Raw genomic sequence first — 25,385 nt, forward strand, 5'->3', positions numbered from 1 at the left:
CCCACTTATAAAAGAGTTAGAATTCATTTATTTTTGATAAGTATCATTAAAATTACTGGTGGTTTGGTCGTGATGGATTGGATACTGAGGTATCATTGCTGTCAGTATGTGTGGTAATTATTTAATCACGTTAAGGTATTTATAAAATCAGCGTTATTACAGTAATAACAGAGAATGAAAAAAGGTATATTGTTATGATTATATTTAATAAAATTATAACTTTATTTAAAAGTTATTAACTGTATTTATTTATTCTATCAATATTTCACATGGCTAATTTTTATAATAAGATCATTATTTATTATTTATTATTTATTATTTATTATTTATTATTTATTATTTATTATTTATTATTTATTATTTATTATTTGTTATTTGTTATTTGTTATTTGTTATTTGTTATTTGTTATTTGTTATTTGTTATTTGTTATTTGTTATTTGTTATTTGTTATTTGTTATTTGTTATTTGTTATTTGCCCTTGGTTTAATATTTTATTCAACATTTTCAAAGGGAATTTCTTTGTGTTCATCTACAGTTATTAAAAATTAACTTTCGTTTTCTTTATGTGATTATTATTGTTTTATGCTACATTTGAAAATAATATAAAATGAAACTAAAATACTATGATTGCAATTACTTTATTATAACTGAAAATTATATATTAATATAAAGATGCGTGAGTTAAATCACAAACTAAAATGTTATTATTAATAATAATCATTGTCCTCTTATTAATAATTTAAATGGAAGGTTGTAATGTCTGATATTATTGTAACCCAAAGTAATAAAGAAAAAATGTGGTGGGAAGAAGATGCTGGTTTCTTTGGGGAACTATATAAAGAAGCGGATGATTCAACGCGGACTTTTTTTGGAGGAGAAAATAATTTAGTACAAAGAACAAATAAAGAGGTTGACGGAGTTATTAATTTATGTGGTCTTAAATCAGGGCAGTATCTTATCGATTGTCCCTGTGGATATGGAAGGCACAGTGTTGCTCTTAGAGAAAAGGGTATAAATGTTATCGGAATAGATGTCAATGACGAGCACTTATCTATTGCACGTAGGCATGCCGAAGTACATAATTCAGATGTGATTTTCAGAAAAGATGATATGCGTACATTCAAATTGGAAAGACAAGTGGATGTGCTAATAAATATGTTTTATTCTTTTGGTTTTTTTTCCGATGAAGAAAATGTTAATGCCGCAAGGAATTTTTATGATGCATTGAAAGAGGGCGGTAAATTCCTTATGCACACAATGATAACAGTTCCTGCATTCGGAGATGGTAGAATTCCGTTGGAAGAAAAAAGAAAATTGCAATCAGGGAGGACTTTAGTTTCAAAACGAAGATTCAATCATATAACAAAAAGAGAAGAGGGGATATGGTCTTTATTAAACGAAAATAATGAAGAAATTTCTTTGAGGCCATATGATGTGAGGATTTATACTGATATTGAATTCAAAGCGCTTTGTCTTGAAGCTGGATTTTCTAAAGTCGAATTATATGGGGATTGGGATGGTTCTCCATACAATGACAATTCGACTTATTTAATTGTGGTTGCTGAAAAATAAAATGTTAAATGTCTTTTTTTAATACATGTATTTTATAAATAATAATATATATAAAATCAGTTACCCTCGTTGACAAGTTTAAGGTTTTTTACTGCATTGATGATGTTTTTTATCATATTTTATCTGAAAAATATTCAGTAGAAATATGAAAATGAAATTCAAAAAATATTTTCTAATGCAGGTTCTATGGGGGTAACTTTTTTCTTTTGTTTGAGTTACTTTATTCTTGCCTGAACGCAAGTTAGTTGTTGTGATATCCTCCCGAGGAAGATCACCTGACTGGAAAGACGTTTACTCAGCGTACTCGAGTAAAAAGACTGAATAGAAAAACTATCAGTTATTCAAAATCCGAAGAACTAATGGGATGGGATTCAACATCTGCTGGAGCGCGTTCACTGGAATGTCGACGTCGCCCGCGATATTTTGCGGGGCTATGTGACAGAGCATTTGGGCGATGAACAGAGGATGCTCATTGTGGATGAAACCGGCTTTATCAAAAAAGGCACACATTCTGTCGGTGTGCAACGTCAATACAGTGGCAACACGCCCGGCACAACCGTATGGCGTTTGGTGTGCCAGATTGAACATGACGACATGAAAGATCTGAAAGAATGGGCAGACACCCAGATCCTTAATCAGCCAAATGAATAATTGGCTTTATTTTTTAATTTAAATCGCGTTTTTCTGTTGCTGCATATGATGTAGTCAAACTACGATTTCCCCGCCGCTTAAGGGCAATTCTGGGAGGTGAGGTGAGCTTTTTCGACAATGGTATAGGTTGTCGTCGATGCACAATTAGGTGGTTCTGTCGCAAAATGTCAGAGACTATCATGCCACAATGGAATGTACGGCTGTAGTACTTAGATGATGGTGAAGTAGGGTATGAAAATTTCGGATAAATCCCTATTTTGCTCATCATAAAAAGTGGTTATATTTCCCGCCTAATCATTTATTTTCCTAATTAAATATAATGTTTTTTCTTTTTATATCAGTCCGTTGCTTTCTTTAAGAAAAAAAGCAATGGGCTGATTTTTGTCATTACGTGTTGTCAATGTACATCAGGACATGGCACTATTTTTTGCTTGAAAAATATACTGCATTAAACATGAGCAGCCCATTTTATGCGCATTGGCGTTGGGGCGGGTTTGATTTTTTGGGTCGCAGGGTGAAATAACGAAAATGGGAAAACGAAAAACGCATTCTATCGGTCTGGCCTGCTTGGTTTCATTTGGGGCACAGGCTGAACCATCCACTGAACCGCGTGCTGATGAGCAGCCTTTCATTCATCAGTCATAGCAGCAACAGGCACAACAACAAAAACTGGATGCCCATCCGCCGGATGTGCGTTTGTCGTCACCATTATCTTCACCGTTCTCTTTGGCGTTTCCTAAAGAAACCCCCTGTTTCCTGATACAGAAGGTGACCGTCTCCGGCCGTGAAGGGCTTCCCCATTGGGTGCCTGTACAGCGCTTGGCCGATCTTGCCAAAGATCACTGCTTGGGCGTACGGGGCATTAATCAAGTAATGTCAAACCTGCAAAACCGACTGATTGCCCACGGTTGGGTAACCACGCGAGTCTTAGCACCTGAACAGGATTTAAGTCAAGGCGAACTGAAATTGCGGGTTTTACCGGGAACGGTGCGGCATATCCGTTATACCGATGATTCTGATAAATACGCAACGCTCTATACTGCCATGCCAGCCCGTGAAGGAAAGTTACTGGATTTGCGTGATATTGAACAGGGGATGGAGAACCTGCAACGTTTACCCAACGTCCAGGCCAGCATGGAAATAGTGCCGGGGGAACAGCCGGGAGAAAGTGACATCGTGATTAAGCGCCAGCAGCCCCGTTTCTGGCATATGGGTGCCTGGGTCGATAACAGCGGAACTAAGGCCACCGGACGGACGCAGGGCGGGCTGATGTTGGCGCTGGATAATCCGACGTCACTCAGTGACTTGTTTTATCTCTCCATGACGCGTGATTTGGCTTTCTCCAATCGCAAAAACTCGACCAATTACAGTGCACATTATTCAGTGCCCTTGGGCTATTCGCAGTTTGCGATAACAGGCAGTAGTTACACCTACGCACAAACCGTGCCCCAGCTCAATGAAGAGGCAAAATATCGCGGCCGTAGCCAGAGCCTGAATGCGCAGCTAAGCCGGGTATTGCATCGCAATGCCCGTTCCAAAACAACCCTGACCTATGGAATTAATCTCCGTCAGACGCGTAATTTCACCAAGGATACGGAAATTGAAGGCCAAAAGCGTCGCACCAGTAGCTGGAATTTAGGGCTCGGCCATCGCCATTATATCGGTGCGGCGGTGCTGGATACCGGTATTCGTTACCAGAAAGGGACCCGCTGGTTTGGGGCGCTACCGGCTTATGAAGAGCGGAATGACCGTGACAGCGCTGACTATGCGACGGCGCAATCGGAAATTATCCAGCTTTCTGCTTCGCTCAACACGCCCTTTACGCTGGGCGACCAACAATTTCAGCACCGTGTGGAGTATCAGCGCCAGTGGAGTAATACCCCACTGACGCCACAAGATCAGTTCAGTATCGGCAACCGCTGGAGTGTGCGCGGCTTTGATGGCGAACGGACGCTGAGTGCAGATAAAGGCTGGACGTTGCGTAATACCTTGTCATGGCAGACGCCGTTGCCTGATCAGCAGTTGTATCTGGGGGCGGATTATGGCCGGGTCGGGGGACGGGGGGCGGATATCATCATCGGCCGTACGTTGGCGGGGGGCGTTCTCGGCTTCAGGGGTAATATTCGTCCCGCTAATCTTTCATACGATGTTTCGGTGGGTACGCCGTTCTCCAAACCGGATGGCTTTAAAACTGACAACGCTCACATAGGTTTTAGCCTGAACTGGCAGTACTGAAGGAGTCAAATCATGTTGATAGGTCAATACGACGTGCGTGCCCCCCTGATTTTAGGCAGTGAAGAGAATGAAACCGAGATGCTGGGTGCAGCTACTTGGTTGTGGATGCATTCCCCCCTGCACCGGAATGCACCGCTGATTGCGTTATCTACGCTTTTGCTGCCGATGATTAAGGCGGGTCAGTATGTCCTGGTGAGTCATCACGGCCAGCCGATTTTCTACCTGAGCTGGGCGCTGTTTACCGAAGAAACCGAATTACGTTATCTCACGAAACGACATGAGCACAACAGAGATCCGCAGCTACACGGCGGTGATCGGCTCTGGATACTGGACTGGATTGCCCCGTTTGGCCATAGCCGGGAAATGAGCAGTCTGGTCAGGCAAGAACTATTTTTACATCACTGTTATCGTGCCCTGTATCACAAAGGGACTCAGCGGGGCGCGCAGGTTATCCGTTTTAGAGGGAAAGGCGTCAGCCGCGAGCAGGCCGCGCACTGGTGGAACACCCATCCCCTCACACAGTCCTTACCCGAAAGAGGTTTTTCGCGATGAACAAACATTGTTACCGAGTGATTTTCAATAAAACCCGCCAGATGCTGATGGTGGTTTCCGACCTGGCCCGCAGTCACACGCCGGGGCAGGCGCGTCGTGGAATGCATTCATGTTCATCGCAGACTGCCAACGTTTCATTGATACCGCTGGTCTGGGGGATCTCACTGGCATTGGGACTGGTCAGCCAAACGGCGCAGGCAGGCATTGTGGCGGATAATAACGCCCCCGGTACGCAACAGCCGACCGTGATTTCTGCGGCCAATGGTGTTCCTCAAGTCAATATTCAGACACCGAACAGTGATGGTGTTTCCCGCAACCAGTACAGTCAGTTTGATGTGGAGCAGCGGGGCGCGATCCTTAATAACAGTGGCGTGAATACCCGGACTGATCTGGGTGGTCTGATTACGGCTAACCCCTGGCTGGCTCAGGGGGAAGCCAACATTATTTTAAATGAAGTCAACAGCCGTGATCCCAGCCAACTGAACGGCTTTATTGAAGTGGCGGGAAAACGGGCGGATGTGATTATTGCCAACCCGGCGGGAATTACCTGTAACGGGTGTGGTTTTATCAATGCCAGTCAAACGACACTGGCCGCCGGTCAGACAATATTGGAAAACGGCCGTCTGAAAGGATTTGAAGTGGGTGACGGTACCCTGACCGTTGACGGTAAGGGCCTGAATGATACCACGAGTGATTATACCCGCCTGATTGCCCGTGCCGTCAATATCAATGCCAAATTGCACGCGCAGGATTTGACTGTAACAACCGGCCGTAACCGCGTCGATGCACAAGGTAACGTGGAAAAAGTTCACGCCAAGGATACTGAAAAACGGGAATTCAGCCTTGATGTGGCGGCGGTTGGCGGAATGTATGCCAATAAAATTAAGCTGGTCGGCACCGAGCAGGGAGTGGGTGTCCGTAATGCCGGGCAGCTGGGTGCACAGGCCGGTAACCTGACGCTCGATACACAGGGCAATCTGACTAATAGCGGTATGATGACGACTTCCGCAGAGGTGGCTATCCAGAATCAGGGGACGCTAACTAATCAGGGGGATATTAAAGCGGGTCAGAGTATAAAAATTCAAACCCGTGATGCCCTTGAAAATCAAGGGCGGATGCTGGCAGGACGGCACCTCGATATCCAAAGTGCCTCATTAGAGAACAAGGAAAAGGGCGTATTAGCCGCAGGCGTTGACAAAGACGGTAAACTGACTCAACAGGGTAACTTGACGATCCACAGTCGTGGCGCACTGGCTAATCAAGGGATGATGGCGGCTTCGGATAATATGATTATCCAGAATAAGAGCGGTTTGGCCAATCAGGGACAAATACTGGCAGGGAGCAATAAACATGGCAATCTGACGCTCCACAGTGAGGGTAAACTCGACAACAGCGGTACGATAAATGCTTCAGTGGATGTCTTTCTTCAGAATCAGGGGGAGTTAGATAACGTTGGGGAGATTACTTCAGGTCGTGACGTCACGATAAAGGCACGTGATCATCTCACTAATCAAGGGAAAATATCAGCAGGACGGAATCTTGACATCACAAGTGCCTCGTTAAACAACCAGAAAAATGGGGTGCTGGCAGCAGGCATTGGCCGTCATGATAAATTGACTCCGCCGGGCAATGTGGTGCTCCGTAGTGATGGTCACCTGATTAATCGGGGGGTTATCACCGCGACAGGCAATATCACACTCCCGACTCATGATAATTTAGTTCAGGGCAATTTAGTCAACCAGGGAGATATTACGGCGGGGCAGGATATTTCAATAGAAAACCGTAATCATCTCGACAATCAGGGACAGATGCTGGCCGGACGTCAACTTGATATCCACAGTGCCTCATTGGAAAACCAACAAAAGGGAATACTGGCAAGGCAATCGCATCTAAATTTGATGCGCTTTGCCCAGTACTGTAAGTAGATATTCACCATCCCAACCAGCCCGTTTACGGCGTGCTTTAATTCCCGCTTTGGTGGGAGCTAAGCGCAGTAAATTCAACGCGATTTTATTGAGTAATGCCATATTGGCGGCTGCATTGCCTTCCCGCATCCGCTGCTGATCTTCATTAAAAGCAATATCCAGACACCAATGGAGTTGCGTTTCTATTTGCCAGTGACTGCGGATCGCTGTCGCTGCCCGTTGAGCCTCTGTCGGACGTAAGGTGCTGATAAAATAACAGCTCTCCCGGCTCACTTCATTTCCTACATAGCGTTCGCGGATCACCCGTATTATGCTGTGTAAACCACACCAGCACGCCTTTTCCGGCAACCAATCAACATGGGTCATTTGTACTGTGCGTCGCTCAATGCGGCCATGTCCGGCATCCACGTCTTCATATTCGCTCAGGCGCTCCGGTTGGGATGAGACATAATCGAAATAATGGCTGACATCATTATACAGGCCGGGATGATTTTCTTTCAGGCTCAGTACGTAATCCGCGCCCGCTTCATGTAATTGATGAGCAATCGCTTTCTGGCATCCCATGGCATCGATAGTCACCAGACTTCCAGACAAAACCAATCGTCGAAGTAACTCAGGAATAGCGGTGATTTCATTGGATTTACTCTCCACTTTCACTTGTCCCAGAACTAAGCGATTGGTACAGGCAAAGGCGCTGACCAGATGGATTGCCGCCTTGCCGTTGGCTTTATCGAGTGACCGGCGCATGGTTTTGCCATCAATAGCGATGATATCCTGATCAACTCCTTGTGCCAGCGTAGATATCCAGGAGGTGAAACAGTCGGCAAAAGCCTGCGCATCAAGTGCAGCAAAGACACGACCAAAGGTATCGTGAGAGGGGATGCCATTAGTGAGATCAAGCAGTTGGGTAAAGAAATCCTGTTTAGATTCGCCAAACTCTTCAATTTCGACCCAACCTTCAGCGCCACAAATCACAGCGCAGATGGCGATAGTCAGGATATTTTCCAAACTATGCAACTGAGTTCGTTGAACTCGGGGATCTTCAAGTGAGGCAAAATGCGGTAACAAAGGGCTGACAGAGGACATAAGGATGGATTTAAAAGCTGCATAACGACATGAAATTAAACCATTGTCAATGAATTTTAGATGCGATTGCCCTGGGAATACTGGCGGCAGGGGTTGACAGTCAAGGCAAACTGATTCAATCGGGTAGTCTGGCTATCCGCAGTAACGGTAAGCTCACCAACCGGGGGGTGATCACCGCTTCGGATGATGTAATCCTCCAAAATCAGGGGGATTTAACCAACCAAGGGGATATCACCGTAGGTCAGGACGTCACGATCAAAACCCGTGATCACTTTGACAACCAAGGCCGGATATTGGCCGGGCGTCATCTTGACAGCCAAAGTGCCTCGTTGCACAGCGGGACAGACAGTGTCCTGTCCGCAGGCGTTGATAAATACGGCAAACTGACCCAAAACGGCAATCTGACACTGAAAGCCCGTGAAGCAGCACAACTGTATGGTCAGAATCTGGCCCATGACAATTTATCTGTCGACGCAAAAAATATCGCCCTTCAGGGCAGCCAAACGGCCGCCGGTAACCTGCAACTGACGTCCGGTACGCAATTAAACTTACAGGACGCGAAAGTCCGTGCCCGCCAAAATCTGACGTTATCTGCACCCGAACTGATTGATAACCAACGCGGTGAATTGGAGGCGGAAACGCTGTCCCTCACCAGCCGAAAGCTGAAGAATAATCAGGGTAAGATCACCCAAACCGGACAGTTATCGTTGGTACTTGATCATCACGCCGGCATTGACAACACCGAAGGGGTGATTGCGTCCAGCGGGCAGGATTTGATGCTCAGGGCCAGTACTCTCACGAGTGAAAAAGGCGTATTGACCCATGCCGGAACGGGGGTGATGTCCATTGATACGCAACAGTTTCAGGGTAAGAAAAGTCGCCTGATCTCTGACGGTGAACTTAAGCTGACGGGAGGGAATTATCATTTGGTTAAGAGCCGGACATCCGCACAGCAGATCACGGCGCATATCCAGTCACTTGACCATCGCTTGGGTGACATGACCCAGCACGGAAAACGTTCACTGACGCTCGATGTCCAGCAAGAGCTGGATAACGGCAGTGGCACCATTGCTGCCAACGGCACGGTGGAAATCACGGCTGACAGACTGAATAACAATACGCTGACGGAAAACCAGCTTAATAACGATAAAGATCAACAGAACAAAGGGGTTTTGGATAAAGCCGAACTGAATAACCAGCCGGGTAAAATCATTGCCGCTGAAGACGGTCATCTTCAGGTGACCGTGAAAAATCCGCTGAACAATCAGGCCGGGCAATTACTGGCCTCGAAAAGTCTGGTCGTTTCGGCCTCAGCGATAGATAACCGGCAGGGGAAGATAACGTCTTCTGGCGGGGATATTACCCTGACAACCGGGCAACTGGACAATCTCTCGGGCAAAATCGCCGGACAGCACCATCTGCAACTGAACACACAAAGTATCAACAACGAAAAAGGTCACATGAGTGCGGATACGGTGGATATCAACACGCATCAACAAGGGCTGAATAATACCGCAGGGCTGATTGTGGCTGAGCGCAATATGATCCTGCGTACCGGCGAATTACTGAACCGGCAGGGGTCGGTACGCAGCGGACAGGATCTGACCCTCAATACCCACGGCAATCAGCTGGATAACCGGGACAGTGGCCTGCAAGGGGGCTTGTTCAGTCAGGGCGCGATGCACCTGAATACTGGCTATCTGAATAACCAGTCCGGTCATATTGAAAGCCGCGAAAGCCTCTCTGTCACCGGGAAAAATGTTGCCAACCAACAAGGCCAGATACTGGGCGGAAAGGGAACGCGCCTCACCGTGGCCGATCTGAACAACGATCAGGGTTTGCTGCAAAGTGGCGGCAAGCTGACACTCAAAACGACAGCCTTGAGTAACCGCCAGAATCGCGACAAGCAAGGTATAACCAGTAAGCAGGCACTGGAACTGGAGACGGGCACCCTGAATAACGAAAACGGGGTGATTATCTCGGCGGACAGTCTGCATATTCAGGTTAATGCCGCCGGCGTGAATAACCAACAGGGGTTACTGGCGGCACACACCATGCTCACGCTGGTCGGTCTGGGACTCAGTAACCAATCCGGCCGTATTCAATCCCATCAGGCTTTATGGGTTGATACGCAAGGGCAGACACTCAATAACACCGGTGGCGTGATTGACAGTCAGGATGCGCTGGACGTTCGCAGCGGCGATCTGCTCAACCAGAACGGCACACTGCATGGCAAGTCCGCCGTGACATTAACGGCCAAACATCTGGATAACCGGCATCAGGGCAAGATCCTGAGTGAAAACGGACTGGTTATTGAGGCGGATGACCTCTCGAATGAACAGGGCCGGATGCTGGCGCTGGGTGATTTTCAGGCGAAGGTCAAAAATCATATTGATAACAAGGCGGGATTGATACGCAGTGGGGGTGATCTCCGTTTAAACGCGCAGCACCTCAGCAACCAGGCGACCCGACAACAGGATAAAGGCATTGACGGCAGAAATATCGTGGTTACGGCGGAGACACTGCACAACAGGCAGGGGCAACTGACCGCCACTGAAAATGCGGATTTGACGCTGTCTTCAAGACTCGACAACACGCAGGGGCTGTTACAGGCCAACCAGAAATTGACAGCACAGGGTCAAACACTGGCGGTCACGAATACCGGGGGGGATATCAAAACCGGGCAAGCGCTGGGGATGGAAGCGGACTCACTGACGGGGGACGGTAAGCTGCGTTCGCTGGGCGATATGACGCTGACCCTGCTTAAGGACTTTACCCATACCGGTGAAACGATTGCCAATGGCCGTCTGGTGCTGGATAGCCGGGGTGACATCATCAATAACAGCCTGATCAGTGCAGGCACTCTGGAAGGCCGTGCAGCCAATCTGACCAACGAGGTGACCGGGAAGATTCTGGCTAATCATCATCAATGGACCATTAAGGACAACCTCAACAACACCGGGTTGTTAGATGGTGCACAAACCTACCTGAAAGCCGCCCATTTGACCAATCAGGGAACCGGCCGCATTTACGGTGATCATATCGCGATTGAGGCGGTCAGTCTGGATAATCTGGCTGAAAATAATAAATCTGCTGTGATTGCTGCCCGTAATCGTCTTGATATCGGCACAGATGAACTCAATAACAAAACCCACAGCCTGATCTACAGTGACGGTGATTTATCTATTGGTGGGCAGCTCGACAGCCAGCGACACGCCAGCGGCCAAGGGAAAACCCTCAACAACCACAGTGCCAGTATTGAAGCCACGGGCGATATGAGGCTGGCGATGGCGAACATCAATAACCTCAACGACCATTTTGAGACTGAACTCCGGCCAATCTCGCAGGAATCCGTTGAGGAATATCAGGTTTGGGGGCAACGTTATAATGTCAAAAATCACAAGATCACTATCGACAATGATGAGGTTGATCACGCCTGTATTGATAATATAGGGTGTGAGGATGAATTTCAGATTTATAAATACACGAGAACGACAGAGGAATCCCGTGTAAAAACGACTGATCCGGCAAAAATTCTGGCAGGGAAAAACCTAACCGTTGATACCACGGTGCTGACGAACGATAAAAGTCAGGTGGTAGCGGGAGGATTACTGACGGTGACGGGCGGGCAAATCAATAATACGGATGTACAGGGTGAACGGCAGACTACCGATAAGGGGCATATCGAGTATTTCTGGCGTATCAATAAAAAAGGCAGTGATGATCAGGGTTGGGATTCAGACAAATATGAACCCCCTACGGAAATTCAGGCGATTACCCTGAAACCCAGTACCGTACAGGCACAGCAGAACCGTGTCGTGCTGAAGGGTCAGCGCCCTGGTGCCTATCAGGGCGCTGACATACAAATTACGCCGGTGAACAACGGTCAAATTGATGCCGGTTTTGCCAGTAGTGAAGCCAGCATCCCCGAAATTGCCCAGAGGCCGGGGCAGCGCCTAGAGGTCGTGAGCCAGCAGCCTGCGGCAATCGGTGAAAAACCGTCGGTGATCCGCACGGAAGTGCCGAATTACCGTTTGCCGGACAACAGTCTGTTTAAATTGAACCTGCCTGCGGAAATAAAGCCACACCCAGCAAACAGTCAGTTAAAACCGTATCCGGTACAGGGTAATGATCTACTCAAGTCGCCCCCGGATAATCACCCTCCGGCCCCCGACAATAGCGTGTTGATTGAAACCGACCCGCAGTTTACCCAGCTTAAAAAATGGCTGGGTACGGATTATATGCAGCAGTCGATGCTGAGTGATCATAATAACATGCATAAACGTTTGGGTGGCGGTTTCTATGAACAACGCCTGATACGTGAGCAGATTATCAACCTGACGGGCAAACGCTATCTGCCGGGACACCAGAATGATGAAGAGCAGTTTAAGTCACTGATGAATGCAGGCCTGCGTGCCCGGAAAGCCTTTGATTTGGCTCCGGGGATCGCACTCAGTGCGGAACAGATGTCGACGCTCACTGAAGACATGGTGTGGTTGGTCAATATTCCGGTCACGTTACCGGATGGCCGTCAACAAACCGTACTGGTCCCCCAGGTCTATGTGCGCACTCAGGCCGGATCGCTGGATGGCAGTGGTGCGTTGTTAAGTGGCAGCCAGGTTAATCTGCAATTGACGGGGGATTTACTCAATCAAGGCCGGGTTGTCGGACAGGATATTCATGTGCTGGCTGACAATATCCGTAATCAGGGCAGCCATTTGCAAGGGGATACATTGTCCTTACAGGCGCGAACCGATATGGTCCAGCGCGGCGGCACGGTCAGGGCGAAAGATTTCCTGGCTATTCAGGCGGGCAACAACATTGATATCGCCAGTACCACGCGTTCTGGCGAAAATCAGGCAGGCAATGGCCGTTTCAGCTCCACCTATGTAGATAACGTGGCGGGTATTTATGTGCAAGGTGCTGATGGCAAACTACACCTTCAGGCAGGTAACGACATCAGCCTGTCAGCGGCGCAACTCGCTACGCAGGGGAAAAACAGCGACATCCGGTTGGCGGCGGGGCGGAATATTCAGCTCGGTTCGGTCAAAACAGCCCGTTATGAACATACGGCAATCGGCGATGACCACCGTATTACCCGCAGCCAGTCGGGGGGCGTGGGTTCGGGGGTCAATAGTGCCGGACAAATTCAGGTAGCCGCAGGGCGTGATGTCAACGCGAAAGCGGCTGAGGTGACGGCGGGCAGTGCACTGCAAGTCAGTGCCGGGCGTGATGTCAATATTCTGGCCGATGAGCAACAGCAGAGCCATGATGAATATCACCGGGTGGAGGGCAGCAACAGTCTGGTATCATCAAAAACCACGATAACTCAGTATCAGTTTGACCATAAGCAGGCACTGAGCAGTACCCTGAGTGGCGATACCGTCAATGTTCAGGCCGGAAAAGACATCACCGTAGCGGGCAGCAACGTCGTGGGGACGCACGATATCACGATGAGTGCCGGTGACAACCTGACCGCCACCACGGCCAGGGAAACCCATCACGAGACTCACCGTAAAGAAGAAAAACAATCGGGGCTGATGGGCACGGGGGGGATAGGTTTTACCGTGGGGGCGGCGGAGTTTAAACAGTCCAATGACAGCGATGAGGTGCGGTATAAAGGCAGCACGGTGGGCAGCAGTGGGGGAAACGTCACCCTGACGGCCAAAAATCAGGCTATCTTGCACGGCAGTGATGTGATGGCCGGAAAAGATATCGACATTGAGGCAAAAGACGTTGCCATTACGGCGGCGAAAAACAGCCATACCTACCTGAGTAAAACTGAACAGAAACAGTCGGGCTTTACGCTGGGGCTGTCCGGCGCGGTGGGCAGTGCGATTGACACGGCGGTGAAGACCGCGAATGAAGCCAAAGAAACGACCGGCGACAGCCGGTTGCAGGCGCTGAAAGGCACGCAGGCGGTGCTGTCCGGGGCGCAGGGTTATCAGGCGTACCAGCTCAGCGAGGCGAATTCCGCCAAAGCTGACGCCATCAATCAGGCCGGGGGCGATGCGAAAAAACCGAATGACACCATCGGTATTCAGCTTTCCTATGGCAGTCAGTCCGCGAAATCCGAAACCCGCCATGACGCCAGCGAATCGCAGGGCAGCAGCCTGAACGCCGGACGGGATATTCGTATCACAGCGACCGGAGATAATGTGACGGACAGCCGCGGGGATATCCGGATTGAGGGCAGTGGCCTGAAAGCCGGGCGCGATGTTGAACTGGACGCGAAACGGGATGTTGTGCTGACGTCAGCGGAAAATACCCAGACGACGCGGGGTGAAAACAGCAGCAAGGGCGGCAGCGTGGGTGTGGGGCTGACGGTGGGTCAGGGCGGCTACGGGATTAAATTCTCGGCCAGTGTCAATGCGGGCAAAGGCCATGAAAAAGGCGATGGTGTCACCCACAGCGAAACCCTGATTGATGCCGGTAATCAGGTGAACATCAAATCGGGGCAGGACACCCTGCTTAAAGGCGCGCAGGTCAGTGGCGAAAGCGTCACGGCAAACATCGGCCGCAATCTGCATCTGCAAAGTGAGCAGGACAAGGATAGCTACGACAGTAAACAGGAAAACATCAGCGCGGGGGCCAGCTTCACCTATGGTTCCATGAGTGGTTCAGCCAGCGTCAATGCCGGCCGTGACAAAATGCACAGTCAGTTTGACTCGGTCAACGAGCAGACGGGCATTTTTGCCGGTAAAGGCGGGTTTGATGTCAAGGTGGGCGAACATACCCAACTGGATGGCGCGGTGATTGCCAGTACCGCCGACAAAGACAAGAACCGTCTGGAAACAGGCACACTCGGCTTCAGTGATATTGAGAACAAGGCAGAATACCAGACTGAACACCAGAGTGTGGGCATCAGTACCGGCGGATCAATGGGGAGCCAGATGGGCACCAATATGGCCTCCAATATGCTGGCCGGCACCCACAAGAGTGACAGTCAATCGTCAACGACTCATGCGGCTGTGGGTGACGGTACGATTATTGTGCGTGATGCGGATAAGCAAAAACAGGCTGTTTCAGACCTGAGCCGTGATACCGATAACGCCGCCAATGGTTTGAATCCGATTTTCGATAAGGAAAAAGAGCAGCAACGGCTGGCGCAGGCGATTGCCAATATCGGCACCCAGGTGTTGGATATCTACAATACGCAGGAGGCTATCACTGCGACGAAGAAAGCCACCGAAAAACTGAAAGACCGGCAAGAGCAGCAGGCGCTGAAACAGCAGGCCGAAGCTCAGTTGAAAGCGGAAGCTGAACGTAAAAATGATAGCCGTCCGGTTACCGAAGCGGACATTGCCGACCGGGCGTATAAAATCGCCTATGACACGGCGCTGACTAAACAGGGGGCGGCGATTGGCGGCAGCCAACGTCAGGCGGTTACCGCAGTAGTCACAGCGCTTCAGGGGCTCGCTGGCGGTGACATCAAAGCGGCTATTGCCAGCGGTGCCGCGCCTTATCTGGCCAATGCAGTGAAAGTGCTGACCTACGGCAATAAAAAGTATGGGCAACTGACAGCAGAAGAAAAAGCGACCAATCTGGTGGCCCATGCGATTTTGGGTGGCGTGATTGCTGAGATGAAAGGGGGCTCTGCTATGGCGGCTTCGGCGATAGCCAGTGCGCTTTACCCAGCCAAAAATCTGAGTGAATTGTCACCGGATGAGAAGGAAAAAGTCAGTAACCTGTCTACACTGGCAGGAGGGATAGCGGCAGGGCTGGCGACGGATTCAATGGCAGGTGGTGTTGCCGGTGCGCAGACCGCGAAGAACGCGGTGGAGAATAACTTCTTGGGGGATATCTCACGCGACGCACTGGAGAAAAACCGGGAAGCGCTGGGTGAGAATAAATACACTGAGAAACAGTTGCGTGAATTGCTGGCACTTGAGGCCCGTGACCAAGTTAACGATGACCTGCTGAACCAGTACCGGAAAAATCCCGCGTCCCTGACGCCAGAGCAGCAACAGCTATTCCAGCGGGAATTGCAGCAGTATGCCTATGAAACAACCCAACTGTACGGCGCTGAAATGGCGGTGCAGTTGGTTACGTTGTTGTTGAAAGAAGGGGACTCGCCGCTTATTCCGAACAAAGGCTTCCCGTATGCGGGTGGCTCGGAGGCGAAGAATGCCTGGGCGGATCGGGAAAGGCAGCAGTAGTCACACCATACTAGGCTGACAACTGCCGGCCATTAGTAAATTGGGATGCGTTGACGTCACTCACGAAAGCCGCCGCAATCAGGGGACCAACACCGGGAATAGTCAGCAAGTGCCCATACCCTGCTTGCTGGCGGGAAAGTGCCGTAATTTCGTTATCCATTTCATGAATGCTGACGTTCAAATTCTGCAGATCTTCCCACAGCGTATGCAATAAACGACGCAGCACACAAGACAGAGCATTATCACCTTCTTCCAGAATATCAGGGAGGTGCTGTTGGAGTTTTTGAATCCCCACAGGCACAATGATTCCCTGCTCAGCGAGAAAGGCCCTGATTTGATTAGCAATAGCAGTACGCTGTTCCACCATGAGCTGACGGGCACGGCGCAGTGCTTTGATATCTTGCTGTTCTACGGTTTTGATGGGAACAAAATGGAGACCGGGCCGGCAGGCCGTTTCACCGATAGCCAACGCATTATTGGCATCGTTTTTTTGATGATGGCTGAAAGCTTTTACATGCTGGGTGGGAACAATTCGGACATGATAGCCCATAGACTGCAACGTCCGTCCCCAAAAATGAGAAGTGGCACAGGCTTCCATAGCGATGAGGGTTTCAGGTGGGAAAGTCCGTAGGGTATCAAGAAATTTTTCGGTTCGAAGCAACAGAACCGTCTTCCATCCAGACACAAACTTGAAAGACATTTTTAGCGAGGTCAATACCCACCACTTTGATCGTACTCATAAGATGTTCTCCCGAAATTCAGTGCATCGGATAAAAGATGGCACTATTTTCCACTGAAAAAGGGGGCGTCCATCACATCAACCCATCGTAAACCCATCGTACTTTTCCCCCGTTTCGCTACCCCGTCAAAAACTTTATGGCATGGAATACGAATATTATGGCAAACACGGAGATGAGTAGAATCGATAAAAGCGAGTCCTGTGGGTTTTCCTTTTAGATGGGTCAAATAGCTACAAAGAGGAACTAAAACAGAGGCAGCCATCCCGATAAAACGGGTGTAACTGAGTAAAACCGGAAAATCGTTGCGGTGGTATTGCCAAATGAGTCCCAAATAAAATGTTTTAAAACTACGGTGATTTGACATATGAAAAAAAATCAGAATGGTCATGATCTCACTGACACTCATGCGCCCATGACGGCGGCGTTGTCTGTGTCCGTTCTCGATACACTGTTGTTCCCACTGAGGAATGAAAATACGACAAAAATCGTCGACATCGCAAAAAAGTTCAACTAATTTATCCATGCCCGTTCCTTATTAGATCGTTTTTTTCTTGGTCGAAAATTCTGATCTTGGAACAGGCACTTAGTTCAATTTTTTATCCAGAATTCAGGTGAATTATGTACTCAATTTGTACACAATGGCAAGTGAACGAGTCAGCTACAACCAAAAACGAACAGGGACAAAACGAAACAAATAAAGGCAAAAAACTTGATTAAAACAGGCAGAAAGAGATAAGATACAAACAGTTCGAAACAAACTGAAACAGAATAGTAAAAAGTCCCCTTAGTTAAATGGATATAACGAGCCCCTCCTAAGGGCTAGTTGTAGGTTCGATTCCTGCAGGGGACGCCATACATGACTAAACCTACCTAAACAACCACACTTAAAACCCCAGAATATCAAGCAATCATACTAAACCCACCTAAATCGAACTAAACTGGAATAAACCCCATTGCGGGGGTATTATCGGGGGTAGGGTCATGTATTAAATGGTTAGTTGCTGTGATATGCTTCCGGCTTTTTAAGGATGAAGTATGGCCAAAGTTGATGTCTATTGCCGTTATTGCCACAAATCAGAACAGGTCAAAGGACATGGGAAAGGAAATGGCGGACATCCTCGTTATCGCTGTTATAGCTGCTGTAAGGTCTTTCAGTTGGCGTATACCTATCAGGCCTGCAAACCCGGCGTTAAAGAACAGATTGTCGATATCGCGATGAATAACGGGGGAATTCGTGACACCGCTCGGATCCTGAAAGTCGCCACCGCCACCGTCATGAAAACATTAAAAACCTCAGACCCCGAAACGTAACGACACTTCCCCTTGCGGAATGTGGCATCCAGATTGTCTGTGAAATCGACGAGCAATGGTCGTTTGTCGGCAATAAGAAAAACCAACGCTGGCTTTGGTATGCTTGGGAACCCCGCCTGAAGCGAATAGTGGCTCATGTTTTTGGCGATCGCAGTCGAAAAACGTTAGACAAGCTGCTTACCCTCTTATCTTCCTTTACTATTCGGTTTTACTGCACGGATGACTATGTTGTTTATGACCCACTTCCCGAGGAAGAGCACTTGACTGGAAAGGCGTTTACTCAGCGTATAGAGAGAACGAATTTAACGCATCGTACCCGAATCAAAAGGCTGAATAGAAAAACCATTGGGTATTCAAAATCGGAAGAAATGCACGATAAAGTGATAGGAACCTTTATTGAACGTGAACATTATTTTTAATACCTAATCTAATCATTTAATACATGACCCTACTTTGGTCATGTATTAAATGGTTAGTTGCTGTGATATGCTTCCGGCTTTTTAAGGATGAAGTATGGCCAAAGTTGATGTCTATTGCCGTTATTGCCACAAATCAGAACAGGTCAAAGGACATGGGAAAGGAAATGGCGGACATCCTCGTTATCGCTGTTATAGCTGCTGTAAGGTCTTTCAGTTGGCGTATACCTATCAGGCCTGCAAACCCGGCGTTAAAGAACAGATTGTCGATATCGCGATGAATAAACGGGGGAATTCGTGACACCGCTCGGATCCTGAAAGTCGCCACCGCCACCGTCATGAAAACATTAAAAACCTCAGACTCCGAAACGTAACGACACTTCCCCTTGCGGAATGTGGCATCCAGATTGTCTGTGAAATCGACGAGCAATGGTCGTTTGTCGGCAATAAGAAAAACCAACGCTGGCTTTGGTATGCTTGGGAACCCCGCCTGAAGCGAATAGTGGCTCATGTTTTTGGCGATCGCAGTCGAAAAACGTTAGACAAGCTGCTTACCCTCTTATCTTCCTTTACTATTCGGTTTTACTGCACGGATGACTATGTTGTTTACGACCCACTTCCCGAGGAAGAGCACTTGACTGGAAAGGCGTTTACTCAGCGTATAGAGAGAACGAATTTAACGCATCGTACCCGAATCAAAAGGCTGAATAGAAAAACCATTGGGTATTCAAAATCGGAAGAAATGCACGATAAAGTGATAGGAACCTTTATTGAACGTGAACATTATTTTTAATACCTAATCTAATCATTTAATACATGACCTGAATTATCGTATTTAGGTATAAGGTATATATTAGAATTCCAGTCGCTACGTCTCACTGGTTTATTCAAATACACTTGAATCACTGCCCACGGAAAAGAACCTACAGGTGCTACATCATCCACCTCAATCTTCTTCTTATATTGGTCAGGATTAAATGAGCATTTTTTACCAATATTATCCAGCTTATTAATTTTAGACATAAATCCCTCACTTTATTATTCGTTAAAGGTCATTTCATCTTACTGCTAAATTGCCAGTCAATATTACTTAGGATGGTTTTTTATATCAATTGAATACCGTATAGCAAAATTAATACGCATTTAAATAGGGTTGCGCATTATAAAATCTGTCTATTAGTCGAGTACGTGATTCAGGGAGCTGTCAATTTGAAGTTTGCTGCTGATTACAAATACCCTTTATTGAATACAGGGCAATAAAAAACCCACCTATTAAGTGGGTTAATTTATTACTTACAATTCTGGCAAGATATCAGAATTAATTAAAATACGGCTGATTTCGGACACTTTTGCAAGTTTTATAGATCATGGTCTGATTTTTGTTTAATTCTTAATCTGATGATATCTTGGAGTGCTTCTCTATCCATGTTTTCGCATAACTCCACCAAGGCTATCCAATGTGCCGCATAATTATTTTTCCAATTGTATAAACTCACCCCAGTCAAGCTGGCCAATTCTGATCTGGTATAAGATAAGAAATTCTCTGAACGACACCCCTTGGCACGTTGCTGAACGGCCAACCATACCAATCCTTTTAATCTCGTGCTGACTTTGATTGATAACCGACGGTTTGTTTGCCCTGCCAGAAAGCCTCCCCAGAGATATTCGCATATTTCAACCTGATAGCGATAATCCAGGGAATGTGCATAACAGTACAGCACCCATGCCAGTTTGGGTTTATCCATGGCCAGTACTGCCCGCCGCCACGAACTCCCCCTGTATGTTATCGGGTTAATAGGCGGTTTGGGCTGTTTTCTCATGCGGGTTTCAAGACAAAAAACCGGATCGGTATCCTGTACGACCCAGTGATTTCCTACCCTAATACGGGCTTTATTGCGCTTATAGTGATCTGTACATGTCAGTGGAGAGTCTTCAAATGCCGCCAATTGCCCCTTGGTTTCACCGGCAATATCAAACAATGCGGGGATAATCTGCGAGCGTACGTATTGCAAGTCATGCGAATACCATTTTGTCATTATTTGATTGCCCCTATTCCCAGCGATCTGTCCAGAAAACGAAATAATAAATCCACCTGGCTACCGTGTTTTTCTTCCCATGCCAGCCTGTCCCGATGCAGGTCGTCATGACATTCCCGGCAAAGTGGCAGACAAAACAAATCATGCGCCTTAGTACCCATCCCGCCCTGCCCATGACCGATAATGTGGTGGGGATCATCGGCAGGACGCTGACAGGCCGCACAGGGCTGGGATTTCACCCATTGCAGCCATTGGGTATTGCGCCACCGTTGTAATTTTGGCAAACGCATAAAGCTGGCGGGCGGTTCAGCGTCAACCTCTGACCAACCTGGGAAAACCGACTTTAAGATAGTGTTTGACATGCTGAATATAAAACGTTTTAAAATCACGATAATGGCTCATGTGGAATAAAATGAGGAGCGTCATCACTTCACTGAGAGAATCCGCTGACCTTAGATAGTGATTTTGGCGGTTGGATAAACAGTTATTCCGATCAACCGATCCCGCTTGAACAGATGGAAGAGTGACGAACGGGTACTATGCAACGAATTGATGCCCTGTATCCCCGTCATTTACTGGAAATAGGCTGTGGTACAGGTTTACTGTTATAGAAGAATCATATTAATATGGCATAATATTTCAATTCAAATGACAGGGGATAAAGCGAGATGAGATACAGTTTGGATTTTCGAAAGTGAGTACTGGCATACAAATAAGAGTCATGGGAGGTGCTTGATTATCGATAAAAGGAATGACTATTTCGGTCGTTTGGCTATATAACTGTCCCCATTCTGAAAATGTTATCGGTAACAATGAAAAACCCATTCAGGGGATGAATAATATCGCAAAGACGATGACTTTATTGATATTATTCCACTGCATAATTTTCTCTTTAAGTAAAGATAAAGTATGATGATTTTATCTTCTATCAATGAGGTAAAAAAGCTGTTATGAATATTGTTTGGTTAATTTTTTGTTAAATAATTTTGTATGGGTTTTCTTGATTGTTTGCAAATTATGAATAAAATAAAATGCCTAATTAGATTAACCAAAAAAGCGATGGTGACTAAATGACACCACCTGAAGTGAAAACAAATAAATGACACCACCAATTAGTGTTATTTTTAATAAAAGCACATGGCGTCGTTGTTGTATTTATTTTGGCTCTGTAGTCGTTAACTCCATTTCATAGTCACTGACAGGGAACTGCCCATAAGTATCATGTAATAGTTGCTTGCAGCTTTCTTGTTTAATCAGGTCGCTAAGTTCACTTAATCGTTTTTGCAACAATCGCTTCGTTTCTTTTTCATTATCCAAGACAGTTTGTAAAATTTGGGTTAATTTTTGCTGTAATGAAAGTGGGGCGTCTGAATTTTCTGATAATAGGGTAACCACTTCAACCGCCTTCAGATAAGTGATTTCCATATCAACAAGTTCATCCCACTGTTCATTTTTAGCTAAATCAAGCATTTGCTCACTTAAACTAAGGATCCGCTGGTAAGCTGACAAAAGATCCAGATCATTTTTCATTAAACAATATCCTGACTGGCGTTGTAATGAGGACCTATTTGCCGCCAAGAATCTGAAATCTCGGTAAGTAAATCAATCACTTCGGTAATGGCCTTCTCATCATTGCGAAAATTAGCATGGAGTAAACGACGATTCATATAATCATATAAAGCAAACAGATTCTGAGCAATCTCTCCGCCTTTTTCGAAATCTAATCCCTCTTTGAGACCATTATCAATGATATTGATTGCCTTGGAAATAGCTAAACCTTTCTCTGGGATATTGCCCTGTTGCATCAGAATAATTGCACGACGTAGGGCGCTAAGCGCCCCATTGAACAATATCTGAATCAACTGATAGGGAGAGGCATTCATAATTTCGCTCTCAAGATCTACCTGAGCGTATAACTGGCTTGCCGAACGTTGATACATAATGTCCTTTTATTATCTTAAAAGCTGGAATAGGGATGAACTTGTGCTCTTCAATGAATTAACAAGTTTATCCAGTTCTGTAAATTGACGTTTATAGCGTTCTATTGTTGCATCAATATTTTTATTGGTCTGTTCCACTTGTCTTTCAAGTGTTTTCAGACGCTTGTTGATGCCTTCGGTCGCTGTGGCGATAGTCCCTTCGTGACTATCCAGCGTTTGCTTTAATATATTATAAGTTTGGGTTGCGAAACCGGTTTTTTCACCATCACCCATGAAGAAAGCCTTAACGTTGGCAGGTTTCTCTTTCAGGTTTTTTTCCAGTTTTTCGTTGCTGATTTCGAGAGTGCCGTCTAATTTTTGTTTGATACCCAATTTATTCAGGGTAGCAATATCAGCAACATCCTGTGGTGAGAAAATCTGGTGCCTCAATTGGCTTTGAATACTTTTTAAGGTGCCGTCACCGAGCAGGGCGCCATTGTCTTTGGAAGCGGATTCACCTTTGGCTACAGGCTTGAATTTGGTCAGTGATTCGAAAGTCGTCTGTACCCCATTATAGGCTTCAACCCACTTTTTAATCGCTTCTTTCGTTGGCTCAATATCACGGGAAACCACCAGTGTTTCTGGTTTTGGTTTTCCAGACTCATCTTTTTCTGTGAGCTTTTTCAGATTCAGAGTAATGCCTTCCGGCGCATCTTTTATCTCATTGGTCTGACGTTCAATCTCAATGCCATTGACCTTTAATTTTGCATCTGCGGCTTCCACTGTTTGCGTCATTGCACCGGAGCCACTTTTAGGGACACTTTCGCTACCAGACGTGTAATTCAGCCACTTACTCAGTTTGTCATCACCTTCAACTTTGATTGTCATGACGGACTGTATTCCTGCTTTTTTCGACGTCAGGATCAGGTAGTTTTTATTCTCGCCTTTATTGTCTTTATTGTCTTTATTGTCGGTTGCTTTGATGATGCTGGCATTAACGTTGCCTTCCTGTTTATTGATCGCATCACGGATTTCAATCAGAGACGTTTCATCATCTTTCAGGGAAATACGCAGCGGCTTTTCTTCACCCGGCTGGGTGATGACAATGGTGCGGGTTTTCCCTTCGCCCAGTTTCTCTCCTTGCGGGAATTTCACATCGGAAACCGCAGGGGATTGGAGGGACTGTGCCTTAGCAAGCTGATTGATTTCAATAATATAGTTACCCGGACTAGCCTTGGAATCCGTAGTTGGGGTAAATGTTTTATGGTCTTCGCTGACTTTGGTGGTATTGAGCTTATCGAATTTTTTCAGTTCTTCGGATGCGCTTTTAAGTTTCTCTAAACTGCCTTTTAATGTGCCAAAACCGGTTAATTTGGCTTTATAGCTGGTTTGCTGCTGTGCTAATGGTTCTAAACGTTTTCTTTCTGCTGCCTGAAGTTTATCCAGTATAGAACCTAAATCCATCCCGGATCCGGCTCCTAATGAAGAAATGCTAGCCATGTTGACTCCTTTATTAGTAAAGCATCACTGGGTATGTTATCGGATTAATTTGCGAAAAGTTTACTGACAAAATGATTTTTTTGATGGACGGAATAATTGACGAGAACAGGCGCTGTTTGGGTTATCGGCAAGAAAAGTGCGAAAAAAGAAAAAAGTTTTTCAATAAAAATTAAAGGTTCTTTTTAAGGAGCCGATAAAACTGTTGGCGGTGATGAACACCGTGAGCGAAAAAGCTCAAACTAATTATATCGACTTGATTTTAAAAAGGAACTCTACTATGGCATCAGTTATTAATACCAACTATTCATCTCTGCTGGCTCAGAACAACTTAAGCAAATCCCAAGGTGTTTTAGGTACTGCTATTGAGCGTCTGTCCTCTGGTTTACGTATTAACAGCGCGAAGGATGACGCTGCTGGTCAAGCGATCGCTAACCGTTTTACTGCGAACGTTAAAGGTCTGACTCAGGCTGCCCGTAACGCTAACGACGGTATCTCTATTGCCCAAACGACCGAAGGTTCTCTGAACGAAATCAACAACAATCTGCAACGTATTCGTGAACTGGCTGTTCAGGCCCAAAACGGCACTAACTCTGAAAGTGACCGGAAATCCATTCAGGAAGAAGTCACTAAGCGTCTGGATGAAATCAATCGTATTTCTGAACAAACTCAGTTTAATGGAGTAAAAGTATTAAGCAAAGATACTACTCTGAACATTCAGGTTGGTGCTAACGATGGTGAAAAAATCGCTATCGACCTGAAGAAAATTGATAAGGAAACATTAAAACTGGGTGATTTTAGCGTTGAATTACAAAGAACTAGTGAGGAAAAAACGAAAATTACAGAGGCTGAAGGTAAAGTAAAAAAGGCTGAAGAGGACGCGAAAAAAGCAACAGGTGCTGCAAAAACTGCGGCAGAAGCAACGCTTAAAACAGAGCAAGCAGCTCTTGAAAAAGCAAAAGAAGCAGGGGCATTACCAGCAGATACATTGGCTAAATTAGATGGCGCTTTGTCTACAGTTGACAGCCTGCGCAGCTCCCTAGGTGCAGTTCAAAACCGTCTGGAATCCACTGTTAACAACCTGAACAACACGGTTAACAACCTGAGTGCAGCGAAGAGTCGTATCGAAGACGCTGACTACGCAACTGAAGTTTCCAACATGAGCCGTGGCCAGATCCTGCAACAGGCGGGTACTTCTGTTCTGGCTCAGGCTAATCAGGTTCCACAATCTGTTCTGTCTCTGCTGCGTTAATTTTTATTTCCCAGTTGAGAGTTTATGCAGGAC

At 46.6% G+C, this 25,385-nt stretch carries 14 protein-coding genes, 1 tRNA gene and 6 pseudogenes; 11 read left to right on the forward strand and 10 right to left on the reverse strand.

What is annotated here, in order from left to right; translation table 11 throughout:
- Positions 1-757 precede the first annotated feature (757 nt).
- The 6 genes and pseudogenes from XBJ1_RS08380 to XBJ1_RS08400 all read left to right on the forward strand — a co-directional run bounded on the left by XBJ1_RS08380 (position 758) and on the right by XBJ1_RS08400 (position 6,936).
- Positions 758-1,573 carry an SAM-dependent methyltransferase gene (locus XBJ1_RS08380; protein WP_012988447.1) on the forward strand — a complete coding sequence of 272 codons (816 nt, stop codon included), beginning with the start codon at positions 758-760 and terminating at the stop codon, positions 1,571-1,573.
- Between the two features lie 260 nt (positions 1,574-1,833).
- A pseudogene (locus tag XBJ1_RS22455) lies at positions 1,834-1,932 on the forward strand (IS1 family transposase); the annotation flags it as partial.
- Between the two features lie 10 nt (positions 1,933-1,942).
- Positions 1,943-2,113, forward strand: a pseudogene (locus XBJ1_RS21380) (transposase); the annotation flags it as partial.
- Between the two features lie 807 nt (positions 2,114-2,920).
- Positions 2,921-4,459 carry a ShlB/FhaC/HecB family hemolysin secretion/activation protein gene (locus XBJ1_RS08390; protein WP_230578746.1) on the forward strand — a complete coding sequence of 513 codons (1,539 nt, stop codon included), beginning with the start codon at positions 2,921-2,923 and terminating at the stop codon, positions 4,457-4,459.
- Positions 4,460-4,471: 12 nt separating this feature from the next.
- Positions 4,472-5,011, forward strand: a complete 540-nt coding sequence (locus XBJ1_RS08395) for a toxin-activating lysine-acyltransferase (RefSeq protein ID WP_012988453.1) — start codon at positions 4,472-4,474, stop codon at positions 5,009-5,011.
- Complete coding sequence (locus XBJ1_RS08400; protein ID WP_049778813.1) at positions 5,008-6,936, forward strand: filamentous hemagglutinin N-terminal domain-containing protein; 1,929 nt, start codon at positions 5,008-5,010, stop codon at positions 6,934-6,936. The genes XBJ1_RS08395 and XBJ1_RS08400 overlap by 4 nt, the downstream gene beginning before the upstream one ends.
- Here the strand turns inward: XBJ1_RS08400 and XBJ1_RS08405 are convergent.
- Positions 6,901-8,022, reverse strand: coding sequence for an ISAs1 family transposase (locus XBJ1_RS08405; protein WP_012988454.1), 1,122 nt, complete (start codon positions 8,020-8,022; stop codon positions 6,901-6,903). The two genes, XBJ1_RS08400 and XBJ1_RS08405, sit on opposite strands and share 36 nt — an antisense overlap.
- A gap of 167 nt (positions 8,023-8,189) precedes the next feature.
- On the opposite strand from XBJ1_RS08405, the gene XBJ1_RS08410 reads away from it, so the two are divergent.
- Complete coding sequence (locus XBJ1_RS08410) at positions 8,190-16,181, forward strand: hemagglutinin repeat-containing protein (RefSeq protein ID WP_049778814.1); 7,992 nt, start codon at positions 8,190-8,192, stop codon at positions 16,179-16,181.
- 10 nt (positions 16,182-16,191) lie between these two features.
- On the opposite strand, the gene XBJ1_RS08415 is transcribed toward XBJ1_RS08410, so the two are convergent.
- Both XBJ1_RS08415 and XBJ1_RS08420 read right to left on the reverse strand, forming a co-directional pair.
- On the reverse strand, positions 16,192-16,842 hold the full coding sequence (locus tag XBJ1_RS08415) for an IS110 family transposase (protein WP_198408073.1): 651 nt from the start codon (positions 16,840-16,842) through the stop codon (positions 16,192-16,194).
- Between the two features lie 170 nt (positions 16,843-17,012).
- Positions 17,013-17,444 (reverse strand): annotated as a pseudogene (locus XBJ1_RS08420) (transposase); the annotation flags it as partial.
- A 255-nt stretch (positions 17,445-17,699) separates the two neighbouring features.
- On the opposite strand from XBJ1_RS08420, the gene XBJ1_RS08425 reads away from it, so the two are divergent.
- From XBJ1_RS08425 to XBJ1_RS20735, 3 genes and pseudogenes are all read left to right on the forward strand, one after another.
- Positions 17,700-17,774: transfer RNA gene (locus XBJ1_RS08425), tRNA-Arg, on the forward strand.
- Positions 17,775-17,956: 182 nt separating this feature from the next.
- Positions 17,957-18,651 (forward strand): IS1 family transposase gene (locus XBJ1_RS20730; protein ID WP_143827612.1). Its coding sequence is split into 2 segments (ribosomal slippage): positions 17,957-18,212 and positions 18,212-18,651, totalling 696 coding nucleotides; the frame shifts between segments, so codons are not numbered across the junction.
- Between the two features lie 94 nt (positions 18,652-18,745).
- Positions 18,746-19,441 (forward strand): annotated as a pseudogene (locus tag XBJ1_RS20735) (IS1 family transposase).
- An 8-nt stretch (positions 19,442-19,449) separates the two neighbouring features.
- On the opposite strand, the gene XBJ1_RS08440 reads toward XBJ1_RS20735, so the two are convergent.
- The 7 genes and pseudogenes from XBJ1_RS08440 to fliD form a co-directional block, all read right to left on the reverse strand.
- A complete protein-coding gene (locus XBJ1_RS08440) occupies positions 19,450-19,671 on the reverse strand; it encodes a hypothetical protein (RefSeq protein ID WP_012988457.1) in 222 nt (73 codons plus the stop codon).
- Positions 19,672-20,006: 335 nt separating this feature from the next.
- Positions 20,007-20,684, reverse strand: coding sequence for a bacteriophage antitermination protein Q (locus tag XBJ1_RS08445; protein WP_012988458.1), 678 nt, complete (start codon positions 20,682-20,684; stop codon positions 20,007-20,009).
- Positions 20,684-21,001, reverse strand: a pseudogene (locus XBJ1_RS08450) (DUF968 domain-containing protein); the annotation flags it as partial. The gene XBJ1_RS08445 and the pseudogene XBJ1_RS08450, both read right to left, overlap by 1 nt.
- A gap of 4 nt (positions 21,002-21,005) precedes the next feature.
- Positions 21,006-21,119 (reverse strand): annotated as a pseudogene (locus tag XBJ1_RS22985) (IS982 family transposase); the annotation flags it as partial.
- Between the two features lie 720 nt (positions 21,120-21,839).
- A complete protein-coding gene (fliT, locus tag XBJ1_RS08455) occupies positions 21,840-22,214 on the reverse strand; it encodes a flagella biosynthesis regulatory protein FliT (RefSeq protein ID WP_012988463.1) in 375 nt (124 codons plus the stop codon).
- Complete coding sequence (gene fliS, locus XBJ1_RS08460; RefSeq protein WP_012988464.1) at positions 22,214-22,624, reverse strand: flagellar export chaperone FliS; 411 nt, start codon at positions 22,622-22,624, stop codon at positions 22,214-22,216. The genes fliT and fliS overlap by 1 nt, the downstream gene beginning before the upstream one ends.
- Positions 22,625-22,636: 12 nt before the next feature.
- Complete coding sequence (gene fliD, locus XBJ1_RS08465; RefSeq protein ID WP_012988465.1) at positions 22,637-24,103, reverse strand: flagellar filament capping protein FliD; 1,467 nt, start codon at positions 24,101-24,103, stop codon at positions 22,637-22,639.
- Positions 24,104-24,380: 277 nt separating this feature from the next.
- Between fliD and XBJ1_RS08470 the strand changes: the two genes are divergently transcribed.
- Positions 24,381-25,352, forward strand: coding sequence for a flagellin FliC (locus XBJ1_RS08470; RefSeq protein WP_012988466.1), 972 nt, complete (start codon positions 24,381-24,383; stop codon positions 25,350-25,352).
- Positions 25,353-25,385 lie beyond the last annotated feature (33 nt).

The sequence above is a fragment of the Xenorhabdus bovienii SS-2004 genome (assembly GCF_000027225.1).
Taxonomy (GTDB): Bacteria; Pseudomonadota; Gammaproteobacteria; order Enterobacterales; family Enterobacteriaceae; genus Xenorhabdus; species Xenorhabdus bovienii_C.